Annotated in this window: 11 protein-coding genes and 1 pseudogene; 3 read left to right on the forward strand and 9 right to left on the reverse strand. The window is 63.3% G+C overall.

Annotation, left to right across the window (positions count from 1 at the left end; genetic code table 11):
* Nucleotides 1-271: 271 nt before the first annotated feature.
* Together HX830_RS24525 and hutC are read right to left on the reverse strand one after the other, a co-directional pair.
* Nucleotides 272-850: a HutD/Ves family protein gene (locus HX830_RS24525; protein WP_177103160.1), complete on the reverse strand. Its 579-nt coding sequence runs from the start codon at nucleotides 848-850 to the stop codon at nucleotides 272-274.
* Nucleotides 847-1,557, reverse strand: a complete 711-nt coding sequence (gene hutC, locus HX830_RS24530) for a histidine utilization repressor (protein WP_152737845.1) — start codon at nucleotides 1,555-1,557, stop codon at nucleotides 847-849. Before hutC ends, HX830_RS24525 begins: the two co-directional genes overlap by 4 nt.
* Before the next feature lie 144 nt (nucleotides 1,558-1,701).
* Between hutC and HX830_RS24535 the strand changes: the two genes are divergently transcribed.
* Nucleotides 1,702-3,066, forward strand: a complete 1,365-nt coding sequence (locus tag HX830_RS24535; protein ID WP_177103162.1) for a formimidoylglutamate deiminase — start codon at nucleotides 1,702-1,704, stop codon at nucleotides 3,064-3,066.
* A gap of 37 nt (nucleotides 3,067-3,103) precedes the next feature.
* On the opposite strand, the gene HX830_RS24540 is transcribed toward HX830_RS24535, so the two are convergent.
* Together HX830_RS24540 and HX830_RS24545 are read right to left on the reverse strand one after the other, a co-directional pair.
* On the reverse strand, nucleotides 3,104-3,661 hold the full coding sequence (locus HX830_RS24540; protein ID WP_177103164.1) for a lipocalin family protein: 558 nt from the start codon (nucleotides 3,659-3,661) through the stop codon (nucleotides 3,104-3,106).
* Between the two features lie 30 nt (nucleotides 3,662-3,691).
* Nucleotides 3,692-3,946 carry a hypothetical protein gene (locus tag HX830_RS24545; protein WP_103495495.1) on the reverse strand — a complete coding sequence of 85 codons (255 nt, stop codon included), beginning with the start codon at nucleotides 3,944-3,946 and terminating at the stop codon, nucleotides 3,692-3,694.
* Nucleotides 3,947-4,480: 534 nt separating this feature from the next.
* Here HX830_RS24545 and HX830_RS32615 point away from each other — a divergent pair.
* Together HX830_RS32615 and HX830_RS32620 are read left to right on the forward strand one after the other, a co-directional pair.
* Nucleotides 4,481-5,380: pseudogene (locus HX830_RS32615) on the forward strand (HAMP domain-containing protein); the annotation flags it as partial.
* A gap of 93 nt (nucleotides 5,381-5,473) precedes the next feature.
* Complete coding sequence (locus HX830_RS32620; RefSeq protein ID WP_371317542.1) at nucleotides 5,474-6,238, forward strand: methyl-accepting chemotaxis protein; 765 nt, start codon at nucleotides 5,474-5,476, stop codon at nucleotides 6,236-6,238.
* A gap of 138 nt (nucleotides 6,239-6,376) precedes the next feature.
* On the opposite strand, the gene HX830_RS24555 is transcribed toward HX830_RS32620, so the two are convergent.
* The 5 genes from HX830_RS24555 to HX830_RS24575 all read right to left on the reverse strand — a co-directional run bounded on the left by HX830_RS24555 (nucleotide 6,377) and on the right by HX830_RS24575 (nucleotide 15,706).
* Nucleotides 6,377-6,979, reverse strand: coding sequence for a DUF924 family protein (locus HX830_RS24555; protein ID WP_152737784.1), 603 nt, complete (start codon nucleotides 6,977-6,979; stop codon nucleotides 6,377-6,379).
* 4 nt (nucleotides 6,980-6,983) lie between these two features.
* Complete coding sequence (locus HX830_RS24560) at nucleotides 6,984-7,994, reverse strand: class 1 fructose-bisphosphatase (RefSeq protein WP_152737785.1); 1,011 nt, start codon at nucleotides 7,992-7,994, stop codon at nucleotides 6,984-6,986.
* 162 nt (nucleotides 7,995-8,156) lie between these two features.
* Nucleotides 8,157-9,521 (reverse strand): DUF3999 domain-containing protein, encoded by a 1,365-nt coding sequence (locus tag HX830_RS24565; RefSeq protein ID WP_177103169.1) that lies wholly within the window; start codon nucleotides 9,519-9,521, stop codon nucleotides 8,157-8,159.
* Nucleotides 9,518-13,159 carry a DUF2339 domain-containing protein gene (locus tag HX830_RS24570; protein WP_177103171.1) on the reverse strand — a complete coding sequence of 1,214 codons (3,642 nt, stop codon included), beginning with the start codon at nucleotides 13,157-13,159 and terminating at the stop codon, nucleotides 9,518-9,520. Before HX830_RS24570 ends, HX830_RS24565 begins: the two co-directional genes overlap by 4 nt.
* Before the next feature lie 96 nt (nucleotides 13,160-13,255).
* Nucleotides 13,256-15,706: a glycogen/starch/alpha-glucan phosphorylase gene (locus tag HX830_RS24575; RefSeq protein WP_177103173.1), complete on the reverse strand. Its 2,451-nt coding sequence runs from the start codon at nucleotides 15,704-15,706 to the stop codon at nucleotides 13,256-13,258.
* Nucleotides 15,707-15,839: the final 133 nt, after the last annotated feature.

The raw sequence follows: 15,839 nt of genomic DNA on the forward strand, positions 1-15,839 counted from the left end.
TTACTTGTACATACAAGCATATGCAATCAGGCGGCCAACTTGCAAATCGCGAGCAGAAGAATTTTTCAGGATGCCCCGCAGGCCTTGTGGGACAGGACTTTGAGCGGGAAATGAAATTGCAGGAGGATGACAGGCGGCAGGCAGGAAGCTGTTACCGAGGCAGGGTTTTGCGCCATGCTGGGGCGTTCGGTAACAAAATGGGGCGGGGTGGAAACGATAACGCCATGTGGTGAGTGGGCTCGCCCACTCACCACAAATTGGGAGCCGTCTGTCAGGCGGGCGTCAGCTCGATCACACAGCAACGCCCGGTCACGGCCACTTCCAGCAGCCCGTCGTTGCCGTCCAGTTGCAGGCAGTCATGCCGCCCCAGCACTTCATAGCCGCTGTTACCCAGGCCGACATGCAATTGCTCGCTGACGCTGAAAATCAGCAACACCGCCGCCGAACTGAAAAAGCGCTTCGGCTGCGCGGCATCGAGCCATTGCAGGCGCGCGCGGTAGCGATCCGGCGCATAGATCAGGTTGAAGTCGCGGATCGCCCCGTCGATCAGGGTGCAGCTCACCTGGCTCGCGCCGCTGAAGGCAAACGGATCCAGCGGCAACAAGGCGCGCGTACGCTGGCCATCGACCTGCAAGGTCATGCCCGCGCCTTGCAATACGGTAATGATCCGCTCATAACCGGCAAAGGTGGAAAACCCGCCCGACTCGCCGATATCGGCAATCGACAGGCGCCAGCCGAAGCCGTCCAGGCCTTCGCCCGCGTCCCGGGTGATTTCCTCGGTGCTGCCGCCGCCGTTTTTCCACGGCATGCGCGGGTAATCCGCCGCGCGCAAGACTTTCAACTGGCTCATTTGCTAAAGCGTCCTTCCAGACGATGACGGGAACCGGGGTGGATCAGACGGGCGGCGGTCACCGGCTGACGACCGGACCAGGTCCGGCGGCGAATCAGCAGGCACGGCTCGCCCGGCTCGATCTGCAACAGCTTGCACTCCTCGGCCTCGGCGAGGATGGCTTCGACCACGTGCTCGCCCTCGGTCAGCGGCGCGACCTGGGACAGATAGGCATAGGGAGTCTGCAGGGTGAAATCCTGCTTGAGGTAGTCTGGCGCCACCAGCGCATTGACGAAACGATCCTCGATCTGCACCGGGATATCGTTCTCGAAATGCACGATCAGCGAGTGGAAGACCTTCTGCCCTTCACGCATATCCAGGGCCACGGCGCGCTCGGAACCGGCGGCCTCCTCCCCGAGAGTGATGATCTTGCAGGTGTGCCGATGGCCGCGCGAAGCGATCTCATCGGCAATGTTATGCACTTCGAACAGCGCCGACTGGCTCTTGGGCTCGGCGACAAACGTGCCGACACCCTGCATGCGCACCAGCAGGCCTTCGGCGGTCATTTCCCGCAGGGCCCGGTTGATGGTCATGCGGCTGTAGCCGAGTTGTTCCACCAGCTCGCTTTCGGACGGCACGCGGTAATGCGGCGGCCAGTTTCCGCTGTCGATCTGCTGGCTGATCATCTGTTTGACGCGGGCGTATAGCGGCGCCGGACTGTCGCCCATATGGGCAGCCAGCGGGTGGTTGGCAGGCGGAGTCGGCACGGGAAATCCTTGTTTGATTCAAAGATGGCTAGCTTGCCGGAGTTTACCGGGCACGCAAACGTCTGTATATGTATATACAAATAACACACGATGGGGTGCTGAACCATGTCCGCTTTCTTTGCCGAACGCGCGCTGCTGCCTAGTGGATGGGCCAACAATGTACGCCTGGAGGTCAACGCCGCGGGCGTACTGACCCAGGTCCAGGCCGATTCCCATGCAGAAGGTGCCGAACGGCTGGGCGGCCCGCTGCTGCCGGGCATGCCGAACCTGCATTCCCACGCTTTCCAGCGCGCCATGGGCGGCCTGGCGGAAGTCGCCGGCAATCCCAACGACAGCTTCTGGACCTGGCGCGACCTGATGTATCGGCTGGTGGGCAAGATCAGCCCGGAACAGATGGGCATCATCGCCCGCCAGTTATATATCGAGATGCTCAAGGCCGGCTACACCTCGGTGGCCGAGTTCCACTATGTGCACCACGACACCAACGGCCAGCCCTACGCCGATCCGGCCGAACTGGCCTTGCGCATCAGCCACGCGGCCAGCGACGCCGGCATCGGCCTGACCCTGCTGCCGGTGCTCTACAGCCACTCCGGCTTCGGCGGCCAGGCACCCAACGAAGGGCAGCGCCGCTTTATCAACAGCACCGAGAATTACCTGAAGTTGCAGGCACGTTTGCAGCCTTTTCTCGCCAGACAGCCGGCCCAGGCCCTCGGGTTGTGTTTCCACTCGCTGCGGGCAGTGACGCCCGGGCAGATCAATGAAGTGCTGGCCGCCAGCGACAAGCACTGCCCGGTGCATATCCATATCGCCGAGCAACAGAAGGAAGTCGACGACTGCCTGAGCTGGAGCGGCAAGCGTCCGCTGCAATGGCTGTACGACAATGTCGAGGTGGATGAGCGCTGGTGCCTGGTGCACGCGACCCACGCCGACACCGAGGAATTCACGCGCATGGCGAAGAGCCGGGCGATTGCCGGCCTGTGCCTGACCACCGAGGCCAACCTCGGCGACGGGATTTTCCCGGCGGTGAACTTCCTCGCCCAGGGAGGGCGGATGGGTATCGGTTCCGACAGCCATGTGTCATTGAGCGTGGTGGAAGAGCTGCGCTGGCTGGAATATGGCCAGCGCCTGCGCGACCAGCGGCGTAACCGCCTGTACCGCGCCGACCAGCCGATGGTCGGACGCACGCTGTATGACGCGGCACTGGACGGCGGTGCCCAGGCCCTGGGGCAGGCGATCGGTCGGCTGGAAGTCGGCAAGCGCGCCGACTGGCTGGTACTCGACGGCAACGACCCGTACCTGGCCACGGCCCGGGACGACGGCATTCTCAACCGCTGGTTGTTCGCCGGCGGCGACCGCCAGGTGCGCGACGTGATGGTCAACGGCCAGTGGGCAGTGCGCGGTGGTCGGCATGCGGGCGAAGAAGAAAGCGCCCGGGCGTTTACCCAGGTGCTGCGTGATCTGCTGAACTGAACCCACGGTTCCTGAAGGGGGCGCATACGCCCCCGACTCAGTTGGGCATCTTCGAATCCGGCGTGCGCCAGATCAGCCGGGTGGTGTCGTAACCCTGCTGGCGCGCGCGGCTCAGCAGGTCCTCGCGGGTCTCCACGCTGACCTTGGTGGTACGCGACAACAACCACAGGTAACGACGATTCGGATTGCCAACCAGCGCCGTCTTGTAGTCGTCGCTGACATACAGAATCCAGTAGTCGGCCTTGGCCACGCCCGGCAACAGCGACGTGAACCAGTTATCGAACTTCACCCACAGCTTGTCGGTCTGCCCCGGGACCTGCGGCGTCGCCGTGCCCTTGGCTTCCTCCCAGGTCCACTGCTCGGTCAGGCAACGGTTGAACACCGCGACCTTGCCGTCCGCCATCAGACTGTAGCGGGCCTCCGACTGCGCGCAATTGCGCTGGAAATACATCGGCATCCGTGCCAACTCGTACCAGGTACCCTGGTAACGGTTCAGGTCCACGTGACCTGCGGTCTTGGGCGCCAAATCGTCGCCGGACGTAGCGCAACCAGCCAGCAACAAGCCAGCCAAAAGAGTGACCACTAAACGCAACATTGTTCTTCTCCCGTGGGCGATCGCCCCGGTTTACTTCAGGCCTTGCCCGGAAAACATCAGGACTTTGTCACCGGCGTACTGCACGCTGATAAAGCTGTTCTTGTTACCCCAGGTGCAACTGGACATGCCCAGTGCGCCGGAACAGTCCGAAGGCGAGCCGAGCAATTTCTCGACATCGGCCTTGGCCATGCCCGCGGAGATTTTCGAGTAGTTTTCCTGATTGACCTTGCTGCACGCGACCAACAGCACGCAGAACGACAAAAGGGCGAGAGAGCGCAACGACATGGGGAACTCCTGGGGCTCAAAGGTGGGCACGGCTGCCTACCGCAAGCTTAGAAGAGAAAAGGGCCATCTGGTTCCCGAGCACGGGTGCTTTTCTTACAGCAACTTCCTTCAAGAATTTTCAGGCGCTTTTTCAGCGAAAAAGGTATTTCGTCGGTTTTGTCGTTCGAAAATTAATATTCGGGGCAATGGTGTCGACATATTCAGGTAATACCATTTTGCCTGTATGAAAGGCCCGCACGCCGATGTTCACGGCGCAACGCCCCAATATGGCGAGCAATGGAAAAGCAGGACAAGGACTTCCGACGCCGACGTTGATCAAGAGAAATTGCCCCACAGGTGCAGACCTGTGGCAAATTGACGCCCCCCCGGTGACCAGCCCCCCTGTGGACAGCCCATTTCATGACCAAAAATTTCAAGTTCAGCCATAAGATTCTGTTGGCGGCGGCCCTGGTGGTCGCAGTGGCGTTCGCCTGCTTCATCCTGTTCAACGACTACCGCCAACGCGAGGCCCTGCGCCACAGCACCGAGGACTCGATGCAGGCCTTGGGCAGCCTGACCACCAGCAATATCCAGACCTGGCTGGAAAGTCGCATTCAGCTTCTGCAATCGCTGTCCCAGCAGATCGCCGCGGACGGCAGCTCCGCCGACAGCCTGAAACACGCCATCGGCCTGCCCGCCTACGGCAGCAACTTCCAGCTCAGCTATTTCGGCAGCGCGGAGGGCGTAATGACCTCGGTTCCGGTGGGCAACCGCCCCGCCGACTACGATCCACGCTCACGCGGCTGGTACAAGGCGGCCACCGCCGCCCAACAGACCATCGTCACCGAACCCTACATCGCCGCCTCCTCCGGCAAGCTGGTGATCACCCTGGCCACCCCGGTACAGCATCAGGGCCAATTCATCGGCGTGGCCGGCGCCGATATAGACCTGGGCAGCATCAGCGCCATTATCAACTCGTTGAACTTCGGTGGTCACGGGCACGCGTTCATCGTCAGCGCCGACGGCAAGATCCTGATTCACCCGGACAGCAAGCTGATCCTGAAAAACCTCTCTGACGCCTACCCCAGCGGCGCACCGAAAATCAGTGCCGGGCTCAAGGAAGTCGAGGTCGACGGCAAGCAACAGTTCATCTCCTTCACCCATGTCAGCGGCGTGTCCTCGGTGGACTGGTACGTCGCCCTGGTGCTCGACCAGGAAACCGCGTTCTCCATGCTCAGCGAGTTCCGCACCTCGGCGATCATCGCCACGGTGATCGCCGTGATCATTATCATCGCCCTGCTGAGCATGCTGATCCGCGTGTTGATGCAGCCGTTGCACCTGATGGGTCGCGCCATGCACGACATCGCCGAGGGTGAAGGCGACCTGACCAAACGCCTGGTCATCCACGGCCACGATGAGTTCGGCACCCTGGGCATGTCCTTCAACCGCTTCGTCGAACGTATCCACACCTCGATCCGCGAAGTGGCTTCGGCCACCGGCCAGGTCAACGAAGTGGCCTTGCGGGTGGTCAGCGCCTCCAACTCGTCGATGCATAACTCCGACCAACAGGCCAGCCGTACCAGCAGCGTGGCGGCGGCAATCAACGAACTCGGCGCCGCGGCCCAGGAGATCGCGCAGAACGCCGCCCTCGCCTCGCAGCATTCCAGCGAAGCCCGCAGCCTGGCGGAAGACGGCCAGCAGGTGGTGGAAAAAACCATCGGTGCGATGCAGCAACTGTCGGCCAAGATCAGCGATTCATGCGGCAATATCGAGACCCTGAACAGCAACACGGTGAATATCGGGCAGATCCTCGAAGTGATCACCGGTATTTCCCAGCAGACCAACCTGCTGGCGCTCAACGCGGCCATCGAGGCGGCACGGGCCGGTGAGGCCGGGCGTGGGTTTGCGGTGGTGGCCGATGAGGTGCGCAACCTGGCGCACCGCACCCAGGATTCGGCGCAGCAAGTGCAGAAGATGATTGAAGAGTTGCAGGTCGGCGCCCGGGAAGCAGTGAGCATCATGACCGACAGCCAGCGTCAGAGCGAAAGCAGCGTCGGCATCGCCAACCAGGCGGGTGAGCGGCTGGGCAGCGTGACCCAGCGGATCGGCGAGATCGACGGCATGAACCAGTCGGTGGCGACCGCAACCGAGGAACAGACGGCGGTGGTGGAGTCGATCAATGTCGATATTACCGAGATCAATACGCTGAACCAGGAAGGTGTGGAAAACCTGCAATCGACCTTGCGCGCATGCGCGGACCTGGAACAGCAGGCGGCGCGGTTGAAGCAGTTGGTGGGGAGTTTCCGGATCTGAGATCTGCGGGGGGGCTTTTGGCCTCTTCGCGGGCAAGCCCTGTTCCTACAGGTTTGTGTCGCGCACAAAATCTGTGATCGACGCCATACTGTAGGAGCAGGGCTTGCCCGCGAAAGGGCCATCCGCCACACAGCCGATCTAGAACCGTGAACCCGGTTCCCGCAAAAACACCACTTCCTCAGCCGTAGACTCACGCCCAAGAATGGCATTGCGATGGGGAAAACGCCCAAACCGGGCAATAACGTCACGATGCCGCTCGGCATAGTCCAGATAATCGGCAAATATCCCCCGATCCACCTCCACCTGCTCCGCCAACAACGCCGCAAAACGCGACACTGCCTCGTTCTGTACCGCCAGGTGTTCGCAATGCTCGAACACCAGATAGACAAACACCCGCTCTATCGCCGACAACCGCCGATCAAAATCCGCAGCCAGCCCTTGCGCCACCAGCGCCTGGGCGCGGGCATCACCGGAGAAAGCCTTGGGGGTGTCACGGAAGATCATCCGCGGCAGTTGATCGAGCAACAGCACCAGCGCCAGCCAGCCTTCGGGACATTGCGTCCACTCAGCCAAATCGCCAGCCAGTGCCTGCTCGACCTGGACCCCGAAACGCTCGCGCGCTTCAAGGTCCTGGCTGTCGCGCTTGCCGAACCACAACCGGCCCTTGTCGGCCACCTGCCCGGCGGTCGTCCCGGCTGAACCGAACCACCACTCAAGCAAGGGCTGCCAGGGCGCGGACATGGGTTCAGTCCTTGTGGTAGCCGGTGATCCGTGCCACTTCTTCCTTGGAGCCGAGGAACACCGCAACGCGCTGGTGCAGGCCGTCCGGCTTGATATCGAGAATACGCTGGTGACCGTCGGTGGACGCACCGCCCGCCTGCTCCACCAGGAACGACATCGGGTTGGCTTCGTACATCAGGCGCAGCTTGCCCGGCTTGGACGGCTCGCGGCTGTCGCGCGGGTACATGAACAGACCGCCACGGGTCAGGATGCGGTGCACGTCCGCCACCATCGCGGCGACCCAGCGCATGTTGTAGTTCTTTTTCAGCGGGCCTTCTTCGCCGGCCAGCAGTTCACCGACGTAACGTTGGACCGGCGCTTCCCAGTGACGCTGGTTGGACATGTTGATCGCGAACTCCTGGGTAGAGGCCGGGATCGTGATGTCTTCATGGGTCAGCACGAAGCTGCCCATTTCACGGTCAAGGGTAAAGCCTTTCACGCCATCGCCCAGGGTCAGCACCAGCATGGTCTGTGGGCCATAGATGGCATAACCGGCGGCTACCTGCTCGGTACCTGGCTGCAGAAAGGCCTTTTCGTTCAGGGCTTCGTTCTGGCTCAGGTACTCGTTCGGGCAACGCAGCACCGAGAAGATGGTCCCGACCGGGGCGTTGATATCGATGTTCGACGAACCGTCCAACGGGTCGAATACCAGCAGGTAGGCGCCTTTCGGGTATTTGCCGGGGATCTGGTAGGCATTGTCCATTTCTTCGGACGCCATGCCGGCCAGGTGACCGCCCCATTCGTTGGCTTCGAGGAGGATTTCGTTGGAAAGCACGTCGAGTTTCTTCTGTACTTCACCCTGCACGTTTTCTGTGCCCATGCTGCCCAGAACCCCACCCAGCGCGCCTTTGGAGACGGCATGGCTGATTTCCTTGCACGCACGCGCGACCACTTCGATCAGGAAACGCAGATCGGCAGGCGTGTTATTGCTGCGGGTCTGCTCAATCAAATAGCGACTCAGGGTAACGCGGGACATGGATGGCTCCGGAGATGGGGGGCTGAAAACCCGCGCAGTTTAACGCGAGTCGACATGTATTGCCTCCTGTCAGACCGAGTTCCGACAGGGAGAGTTCATGAACCGGGTTGAGCGTAGTCCAAAAGAGCGGGAAATCCCCTGCCCCCGGTCATTGCCAGGCGTCTAGACCTGAGGCTTGCGCAACAGGCTGAAGGCCATCCCGGCCAAGGCCGCCACCCCCAGCAACAGCACCGCCCACAAACCGATCTTCTTCCAATCGGTGCCCACCGCAACCGGCACCGCTGGCGGCTGCACCGTGGTCACGGCCGCACCGGTCGCCGTGGCCTTGCCCAATCCGGCCAGACGCTGCGGGCTGTAATCGGGGATCAAGGTCGATAGCGACAGGTTCGCCGCCCTGACCGTCGGATTACCCAGGGCCAGGGAAAACGGCGGCTCGCCACGGGCCAGGAACACCAGTTGCGTGCTGCGTACCGCGAAACGCAAGGTCGGCGCCTGGGCGCCCAGACCACCGCCGCGCTCGTCGACCACCAGCTTCAATTGCGCAACCGCACGGCCGGGCAACTGCAACTGGTCCTGGACCACATCCTGGCCGTTCTGGGTCAGGCGATAGAGCAAACCGCTGCTCAGCGTCTGCCAGGGCGCATTGCCATCCTGGCGCCCGTACAGGTTTACCGGTGCCAGGCTGTTGGCCTGCGCCAGCTCGACCCGCACCTGCTCAAGGGGCAGGCCGAGGGGCAATTGCCAGGTGTATTCCCCGGCCTTGGCGCTGCTGCCGGCCAACGGCTGCGACCACACCAGCGGCAACGGCAGGCTGCTGGTGGTGGAACTGGCCAACTGCGCCGAACTGAGCATCGGCGCCGCCTGCGGCGACTGCCACAGCAGGCGCAGGTAACGCGCCGACAACCCCGGCAAGGCGACTTCATGCTGTTCCACCCGCTCGTCGGCAAACGACAAGCGCGCCACCTGCCCGTCGCCCCAAGCCTGCCAGTGTTGCAGGTCGTCGCTGGCCTCGATGCTGAAACGCTGGAAGCCATCGTGCTCGCTGCTCCAATCCAGAACAAGCTGCTGCAATGGCGTCTTGATCGCGCTGGCATCCAGCAGCCAGCCGCGCAGCACTTTTTCACCCGTTTGCAACTTACCCGAAGGACTCACCTCGACCAGGGTACCGTTGGCCGACGACTGGACCCGCACGCTCGGCGTGACCTCGGGCGCATCCGCCGAGTTATACAACGGGAACCACTTCACATCCGTCAGGCTGTTGCTCTGCGTCGCCTGTGCCTGCTCCCGCGCCAGGGCATAGGCCTGAGGCTCACCGGCGCCATTGAACACCCGTACATCGCTGAGATCGGACTGGCGTGCGCTCAGTTGCAGCGTCAACGGCAGTTCCAGGCGATACCAGGGACCCTCACCACTAAGGGTCAGGGGCACCTGGGTGCTGTAGTCGCTCGGTTTTTCCTGGGCGAACGCCGACAGCGCCGCACACAACCCCAGGATGCCCAGCCAGCACGGGCTCAGTTTGTGAATCAAGACGACACTCCTTCAGTTTCTTCGGTCACAGGCGTTGGCTCCGGACGCTTGGGCGGCAGCGGTGCAAAGTAACCGACCACCAGCAACAGCACGCCCACGCCGATGAACGAGACGATCCGCGCCAACCCGCCACGGTTGCTCAACTCGACGAAGAACAGCTTGGCGACCACCACGGCGATCAGCGCCGCGCCCACCAGCCAGACCTCGCGACGATGGCGCAGATGTCCGCCGATCATCAGGCCCAGGGCAATCAGGGTCCAGGCAATCGACAAGCCGGCCTGCACCTGCATCGACGCCAGCAGGTCATCCAGATTGAACGGCACCGCGCCCCAATGGTGCGCGGTGCGCATCACCAGCGCGCTGACAAAGGCGAACAATGAAAGTCCGGCCACGGCCTGGGTGACCAGTTGCGCATAGTCGCGGCGCAACGCCCATTGCGCCACGGCGCTCTGGGACCAGAGGTAGATCCCCAGCAAGGCGAACATCAGACCCAGATCCAACGGGTTGAGCAGCGGCACATAAGGCAGCGGCTCGGCCTGGCCGTCGCTGAAGGTGTTCGCCAGCCAGAACCAGGCCAGCATCAGCACGGCCAGGGGCAAGGCGGCGTAGAGGCGATATTCGCGCGGGTAAGCCGCCACCGGCCATGGCCATTGGCGTGGCGCGGCCATCAGCACCAGATAGAGGCTCGGCAGGATCGCCCAGCCCAGCCAGCGCCAGGCGTTGTAATGCTCCGACAGGCTCATCAGGCCGAAGCGCAGCTCCAGCGCCAGCACGCCAAGGATCAGCCAGCAACCCAGCACATGGGCATAACTCAGGGCCTTGGCGGGCAGGATCGACGCCAGGCGGCGCAACGACAGCAGATGCACGACAAACACCGCCGCCCAGGCCAGCCAGCCGTAATCGGCCGCCGGGTGATAAGCCGGGTACCAGGCGCCGAAGAGCACCAGCACCGCCACCGGTGTCAGCAAGGTGCAGAGGCGGCCCAGGGTCGGCCAGTTCAAGCGCGACGCCAGCAGCGTCCAGAGCACCACGCTGAGCGCCGCCAACCCCAGCAACGCCTGAGGCTGCAGATGCGTCGGGACAAAGCGCAGGATTTCGCTGACCCAGGCCAGCCCCCACCACAACGCGCCCCACACCAGCAGGACATTGGACAGACCGCCCAGGCTCAGGGCATCGAAAGCCGCGGCCTGGGTACCCCGTTGCAAACGCCAGGCGCCGATCATGGCGGCCAGGCTCAGCACCATCGGCGTCCAGAAACCGCTGTGGGCCAATGGTCGCAAGCCTTCGGCGGACAACGCGCGGAACAGTTCCGGCTCGGCCATCAGGAATGCCGCGCCGCCGATCACCTGCAACAGCAGGCCGAAGACAAAACTCACCCGTTGCTGCAAATACAGGCTCAGCCAGATGATCAACAAACCGCTGGCGGCCCAGACCCCACTGGCGGTTTCCCACGGCAGAACGAACAGCACGGCGAGGTTGATCAGCACCAGACCTGCCAGCAACACCACCGACAAGCCACGGAGTAGACGCACATCGTTGCGCACCATCTCGTCCCGGGCCGCCAGCAGCATCCCGGCGATCAGTGACAGACCGATCAGCGAAGCGCTCATCAAACCGCTCCAGCCGGCGTTGAAGACCGCCGTCGAATCGCCCTGGGCACCTTGCAGGCGCAGCAGGAACAGCGCACCGCCGAGCAGTTGCACGGCAAAGGCGCAGAACAGGAAACTCCGCGATTGCAGGCGCAGGCCGACAAACAAGGTCGCCAACCCGGCCAGCGCCCAGCTGATGGCCGTGCCCTGGGTGAAGAAGAACAACGGCGCCAGCAGATAGAGGAAAGTCAGGCCGCTGCAGGCCAGCACCGGCGCCAGGCTGCGCTCCCAGGACGAGAGCTGTTCAGGCAGCGCCTTGCGCACTTGCTGGAAGCTGAACAGCAAGGACCCGCCCAGCAGCAAGGCGCCCAGCGGCGCGCCATCCAGCAGACTGGTTTCACCGAGTTGCAGCTTGCCGAGAAACGCCAGCGCCGAACCGATCTGCAACAGCAGGGCAAACGCCCGGGCGAACGGCCGTTGCTGGCGCAGGCCGAGCCAGAAGATCCCGGCACCCTCCACCGCCCAGGCCGCCGATGTCCAACGGGCATCCAGGCCCAGCGGGATCGCCAGGCTGGCGAAGATCACGCCCAGGGCCAGGCAGGTTTCCCCCAGCAGCAAGGCGCGCCCGCCGGCGAGTATCCGCGCCAGGCCCATATAGATAATGCCCAGGCCCAGGGCACTGAAGGCCGCGGCGAACTCCAGGTGCCGGACCACCGCGAATTGCAGGCCGAAGCCCACCAGCGGCGGACCGAACAGCATGGCGCCATCGACATAGTCGCCCTGGCGGGCCGACCAGCGCAGCAAGGCTTCACGGCTGTCGTCCTCGGGACCGACGGCCATCTCGCGTAATTTACGCCGGGTGAACAGCAGGCCGATCGCCAGGTACATCAGGAAGAACAGCACCAGGAAGGGTTCAGTGCTCCAGAGCAATTCCGGTTTATACGAACGCAGGCCCCAGGCGAAGCCGATGCCGAAGGTGCCGACAAAGCCGATCAGGTTGAGCAAGCGCCAGGTCTTGAACCAGGCAATGGCCAGGATGCCGGCGTTGAGCAAGGCGAAATAGCTGAACAGCGCCACATGGTTGCCGCTGCCGGTGGAGGTCAGGATCGGCGCGGCGAAGCCACCCAGGGCCGCGGCGGCAGCCAGGCCGAGGGCATCCTGGGTGATAGCGAGAATCGCCGAAAACACCGTGACCGCCACCAGCAGGCCAAGGGCGGCCGAGGGATCAAGCAGCGGATGCAGGCGCATCGCCGCAAACACCGTCAGGTACAGCACCGCGATCCCGGTGCCTTGCAGCATCAACGCGTAGTTGCTGTTGCGCAGGCGCAGCCACCAACCGAGTCCGAGCAGGCCGATGGCGCAGGCGGCGACCCCGGCATAACGCGCCTCGATCGGCACCACCATGCCTTCGGTGGCATAGCGCAGCAGGAAGGCCAGGCCGAGAAACAGCAGGAGCACACCGACGCGCAACACCGTGTTGCCGCCGAACAGCCAGTTGCGCGCGCCGGCCAGGGCACGTTCGATCAGATTGGGTTCGCGTGGGGCACGCGGCGCTTGTGGCTCGCGGGATTCGGCCATGACCGGTTCCGGCGCCCAGGCATCGACCTCGGGGTGCAGGCTTTCGGGTTGCGGGGCTGCATGCTGGGGTTGCTGGAGTTCGTCCGGCAGTTCCCAGACCAGCTCGGGAGTGGCGCGCAGGGCTTCAGGAATGGGTGCGTGGGGTTGTTCCGCTGGAGCTTGTTCGGCAACAACTTGCGGCACGTGCCCGGCAACTTCGGGCGTCGTTTCAGTGACCTGCGGGGCAACTGACGGTTCGGGCGCCCTGCCCGAGGTGATTTCGAGTTGGCGTACGCGCAGTTCGATGGTCGCCAGGGCTTTTCGCGCCTGTTCCAGTTCGACCACCTGCTCGGCGGCTCGCCGGCCCAGGCTCATCAGCCGGAAACTCTGGCCGATGCCCAGGCCCAACAAGGCACCGATCAGGGCGTCGGTGAACACCGAGTCCACCAGCCAGCCCAGTGCCAGGCCCACCAGCATCAGAATCCATTGCATGCACGATATCCCTATGCGGCGTCCGAAAAGATGCCGCGTAGTATATCGATCCGGCCCCCGGAAAGTGGGGCCGGCCGCACAACTTGCCGCAAAAAGTTAATCCAGTGCTTTCCAGATTTCCGTGGCGTATTCACGAATGGTCCGGTCCGAGGAAAACCAGCCCATTCGCGCACTGTTGAGTACGGCAGAACGCCACCATTCCTTGGAGTCGTGCCAATGGGCTTCGACCCGGGCCTGGGCACTCCAGTAGGAGTCGAAATCGGCGCAGACCAGGAAGCGGTCGTAGTCAATCAGCGAATCCACCAGCCCGACATAACGGGACGGATCATCCGGTGAAAACACCCCGCCACGAATGGCTTGCAGCACATCGTTGAGCCGATGGGAGGCGGCCACGTCGGCCGCCGCGCTGAACTCGCCGCTCTGCTTGCGCGACTCCACCTGCTGGGCACTGAGGCCGAAGATGAACATGTGCTCTTCGCCAATTCGCTCGCACATCTCGACGTTGGCCCCGTCCATGGTGCCGATGGTCAGCGCGCCGTTGAGGCCGAACTTCATGTTGCTGGTGCCCGAAGCCTCGAAGCCGGCGGTGGAAATCTGCTCCGACAGGTCCGCCGCCGGAATGATGCTTTCAGCCAGGCTGACATTGTAGTTGGGCAGGAACACCACCTTGAGCAGACCGCGCACGGTCGGGTCGTTGTTCACCGTGCGGGCGATGTCGTTGGCCAGCTTGATGATCAGCTTGGCCTGGTGATAACTGGCCGCCGCCTTGCCGGCGAAGATCTTCACCCGTGGTACCCAGTCGGTCTCCGGCTCGGCACGGATCGCCTGGTACAACGCCACGGTGTGCAGCAGGTTGAGCAACTGGCGCTTGTATTCGTGGATGCGCTTGACCTGCACGTCGAACATCGCCGCCGGGTTGATCGCGATCCCCAGGCGCTCATGGATCAAGGCCGCCAGGGCACGCTTGCTGTGCAGGCGCTGTTCGGCGAACTGTTTGCGAAAACCGGCCTTCTCGGCAAAAGGCTCCAGGCCCAGCAGCAACTGCTCGGGATTGTCGAGCAGCTCCGGCCCCACGGCGTCGACCATCATCGCCGTGAGCTTCGGGTTGGCCTGGTAGAGCCAGCGGCGGAAGGTGATGCCGTTGGTCTTGTTGTTGATCCGCTCCGGATAGAGCTTGTGCAGTTCGGAGAACACCGTGCTGCGCATCAGTTGCGTGTGCAAGCCGGAAACGCCGTTGACGCTGTGGGAGCCGAGGAACGCCAGGTTGCCCATGCGCACCCGCCGGCCGTTGTCCTCCTCGATCAGCGACACCGCGCGCAGCACGTCGAAATCGTGGATGCCCTGGGCCCGCAGCGAATCGATGTGCTGGGCGTTGATCAGGTAGATGATCTGCATATGCCGCGGCAGCATGCGCTCCATCAGGCCCACCGGCCAGGTTTCCAGGGCTTCGGGGAGCAAGGTGTGGTTGGTGTAGGAAAGGGTTTCCACGGTGACCTGCCAGGCCGCATCCCAGGCGATATCGTGCAGGTCGACCAGTTGGCGCATCAACTCGGCCACGGCAATCGAGGGGTGCGTGTCATTGAGCTGGATCGCCGCGTGCTCGCCGAGGCTGAGCACCGAGTCGTGCATGTTCTTGTGCCGGCGCAGCAGGTCCTGCAAGGAAGCGGAGACAAAGAAGTATTCCTGGCGCAGCCGCAGCTCCTGGCCGGCCTCGGTGCTGTCGGCCGGGTACAGGACCCGGGAAATGCTCTCGGCCCGGGCCACTTCGGCTACCGCGCCGAGGTGGTCGCCGGCGTTGAAACGTTCCAGGTGCAGCTCTTCGGTCGCCCGTGCGCGCCACAGCCGCAGGGTGTTCACACTGGCGCCGCGCCAACCCACCACCGGCGTGTCATAAGCCACCGCGCGCACGGTTTCCGATGCCGTCCAGACCTGGTGGGTCGCGCCATTTTCGTCGGTGATGGTTTGCACCTGGCCGCCGAAGCCCACGGGATAGATCACTTCGGCGCGCTCGAACTCCCAGGGGTTGCCGAAGTCCAGCCAGTTCTCGGTCTGCTCCTGCTGCCAGCCGTCGACGATGGCCTGGCGGAACAGACCGTGCTCGTAGCGAATGCCATAACCGTGGCCGGCGATGCCGAGGGTCGACATGCTTTCCATGAAGCAGGCCGCCAGGCGCCCCAGGCCACCGTTGCCGAGGGCCGCATCGGGCTCCAGCAGGCGAATGCGCTCCAGGTCCACCCCGAGCTCCACCATCGCCTCACGAACGATCTCCAGGAGGCCAAGGTTGCTCAGGCTGTCGTACAGCAGCCGCCCGATCAGGAATTCCAGGGACAGGTAATACACCCGTTTCTGGCCCTTGCGATAGATATGCCGCGTGTGGTCCATCCAGTGCTCGACCATATGGTCGCGGGCGGCCAGGGCAATGGCTTCAAACCAGTCATGATCAAACGCGTGGTCGGGGTCCTTGCCCACCGCGTATGTAAGTTTGGCGAGGACAGCGTCGCGAAAGGCAGCGACCTCGGCTTCACGGACAAGCGGTTCCTGAGACATCGGTACAACCTCTAGCGAGATGGACGATTTGAAAGACGAGTTTTCTGAGCCTAGACGGTTCGACACAGGGTGACGCTGCAGGTTCGGCGTTTTTTGCAGATCGCCTCGGGAAAACCCGACGAGCCGGGATTGC

The organism is Pseudomonas gingeri (assembly GCF_013385425.1).
Lineage (GTDB): Bacteria > Pseudomonadota > Gammaproteobacteria > Pseudomonadales > Pseudomonadaceae > Aquipseudomonas > Aquipseudomonas gingeri_D.

Coding starts and splice junctions, on each gene's coding strand:
- HX830_RS24540 (WP_177103164.1), bottom strand. CDS start 3,661: ATGTTGCGTTTAGTGGTCACTCTTTTGGCTGGCTTGTTGCTGGCTGGT.
- HX830_RS24535 (WP_177103162.1), top strand. CDS start 1,702: ATGTCCGCTTTCTTTGCCGAACGCGCGCTGCTGCCTAGTGGATGGGCC.
- HX830_RS24575 (WP_177103173.1), bottom strand. CDS start 15,706: ATGTCTCAGGAACCGCTTGTCCGTGAAGCCGAGGTCGCTGCCTTTCGC.
- HX830_RS24545 (WP_103495495.1), bottom strand. CDS start 3,946: ATGTCGTTGCGCTCTCTCGCCCTTTTGTCGTTCTGCGTGCTGTTGGTC.
- HX830_RS24525 (WP_177103160.1), bottom strand. CDS start 850: ATGAGCCAGTTGAAAGTCTTGCGCGCGGCGGATTACCCGCGCATGCCG.
- HX830_RS24555 (WP_152737784.1), bottom strand. CDS start 6,979: ATGTCCGCGCCCTGGCAGCCCTTGCTTGAGTGGTGGTTCGGTTCAGCC.
- hutC (WP_152737845.1), bottom strand. CDS start 1,557: ATGGGCGACAGTCCGGCGCCGCTATACGCCCGCGTCAAACAGATGATC.
- HX830_RS24570 (WP_177103171.1), bottom strand. CDS start 13,159: ATGCAATGGATTCTGATGCTGGTGGGCCTGGCACTGGGCTGGCTGGTG.
- HX830_RS24560 (WP_152737785.1), bottom strand. CDS start 7,994: ATGTCCCGCGTTACCCTGAGTCGCTATTTGATTGAGCAGACCCGCAGC.
- HX830_RS32620 (WP_371317542.1), top strand. CDS start 5,474: ATGCATAACTCCGACCAACAGGCCAGCCGTACCAGCAGCGTGGCGGCG.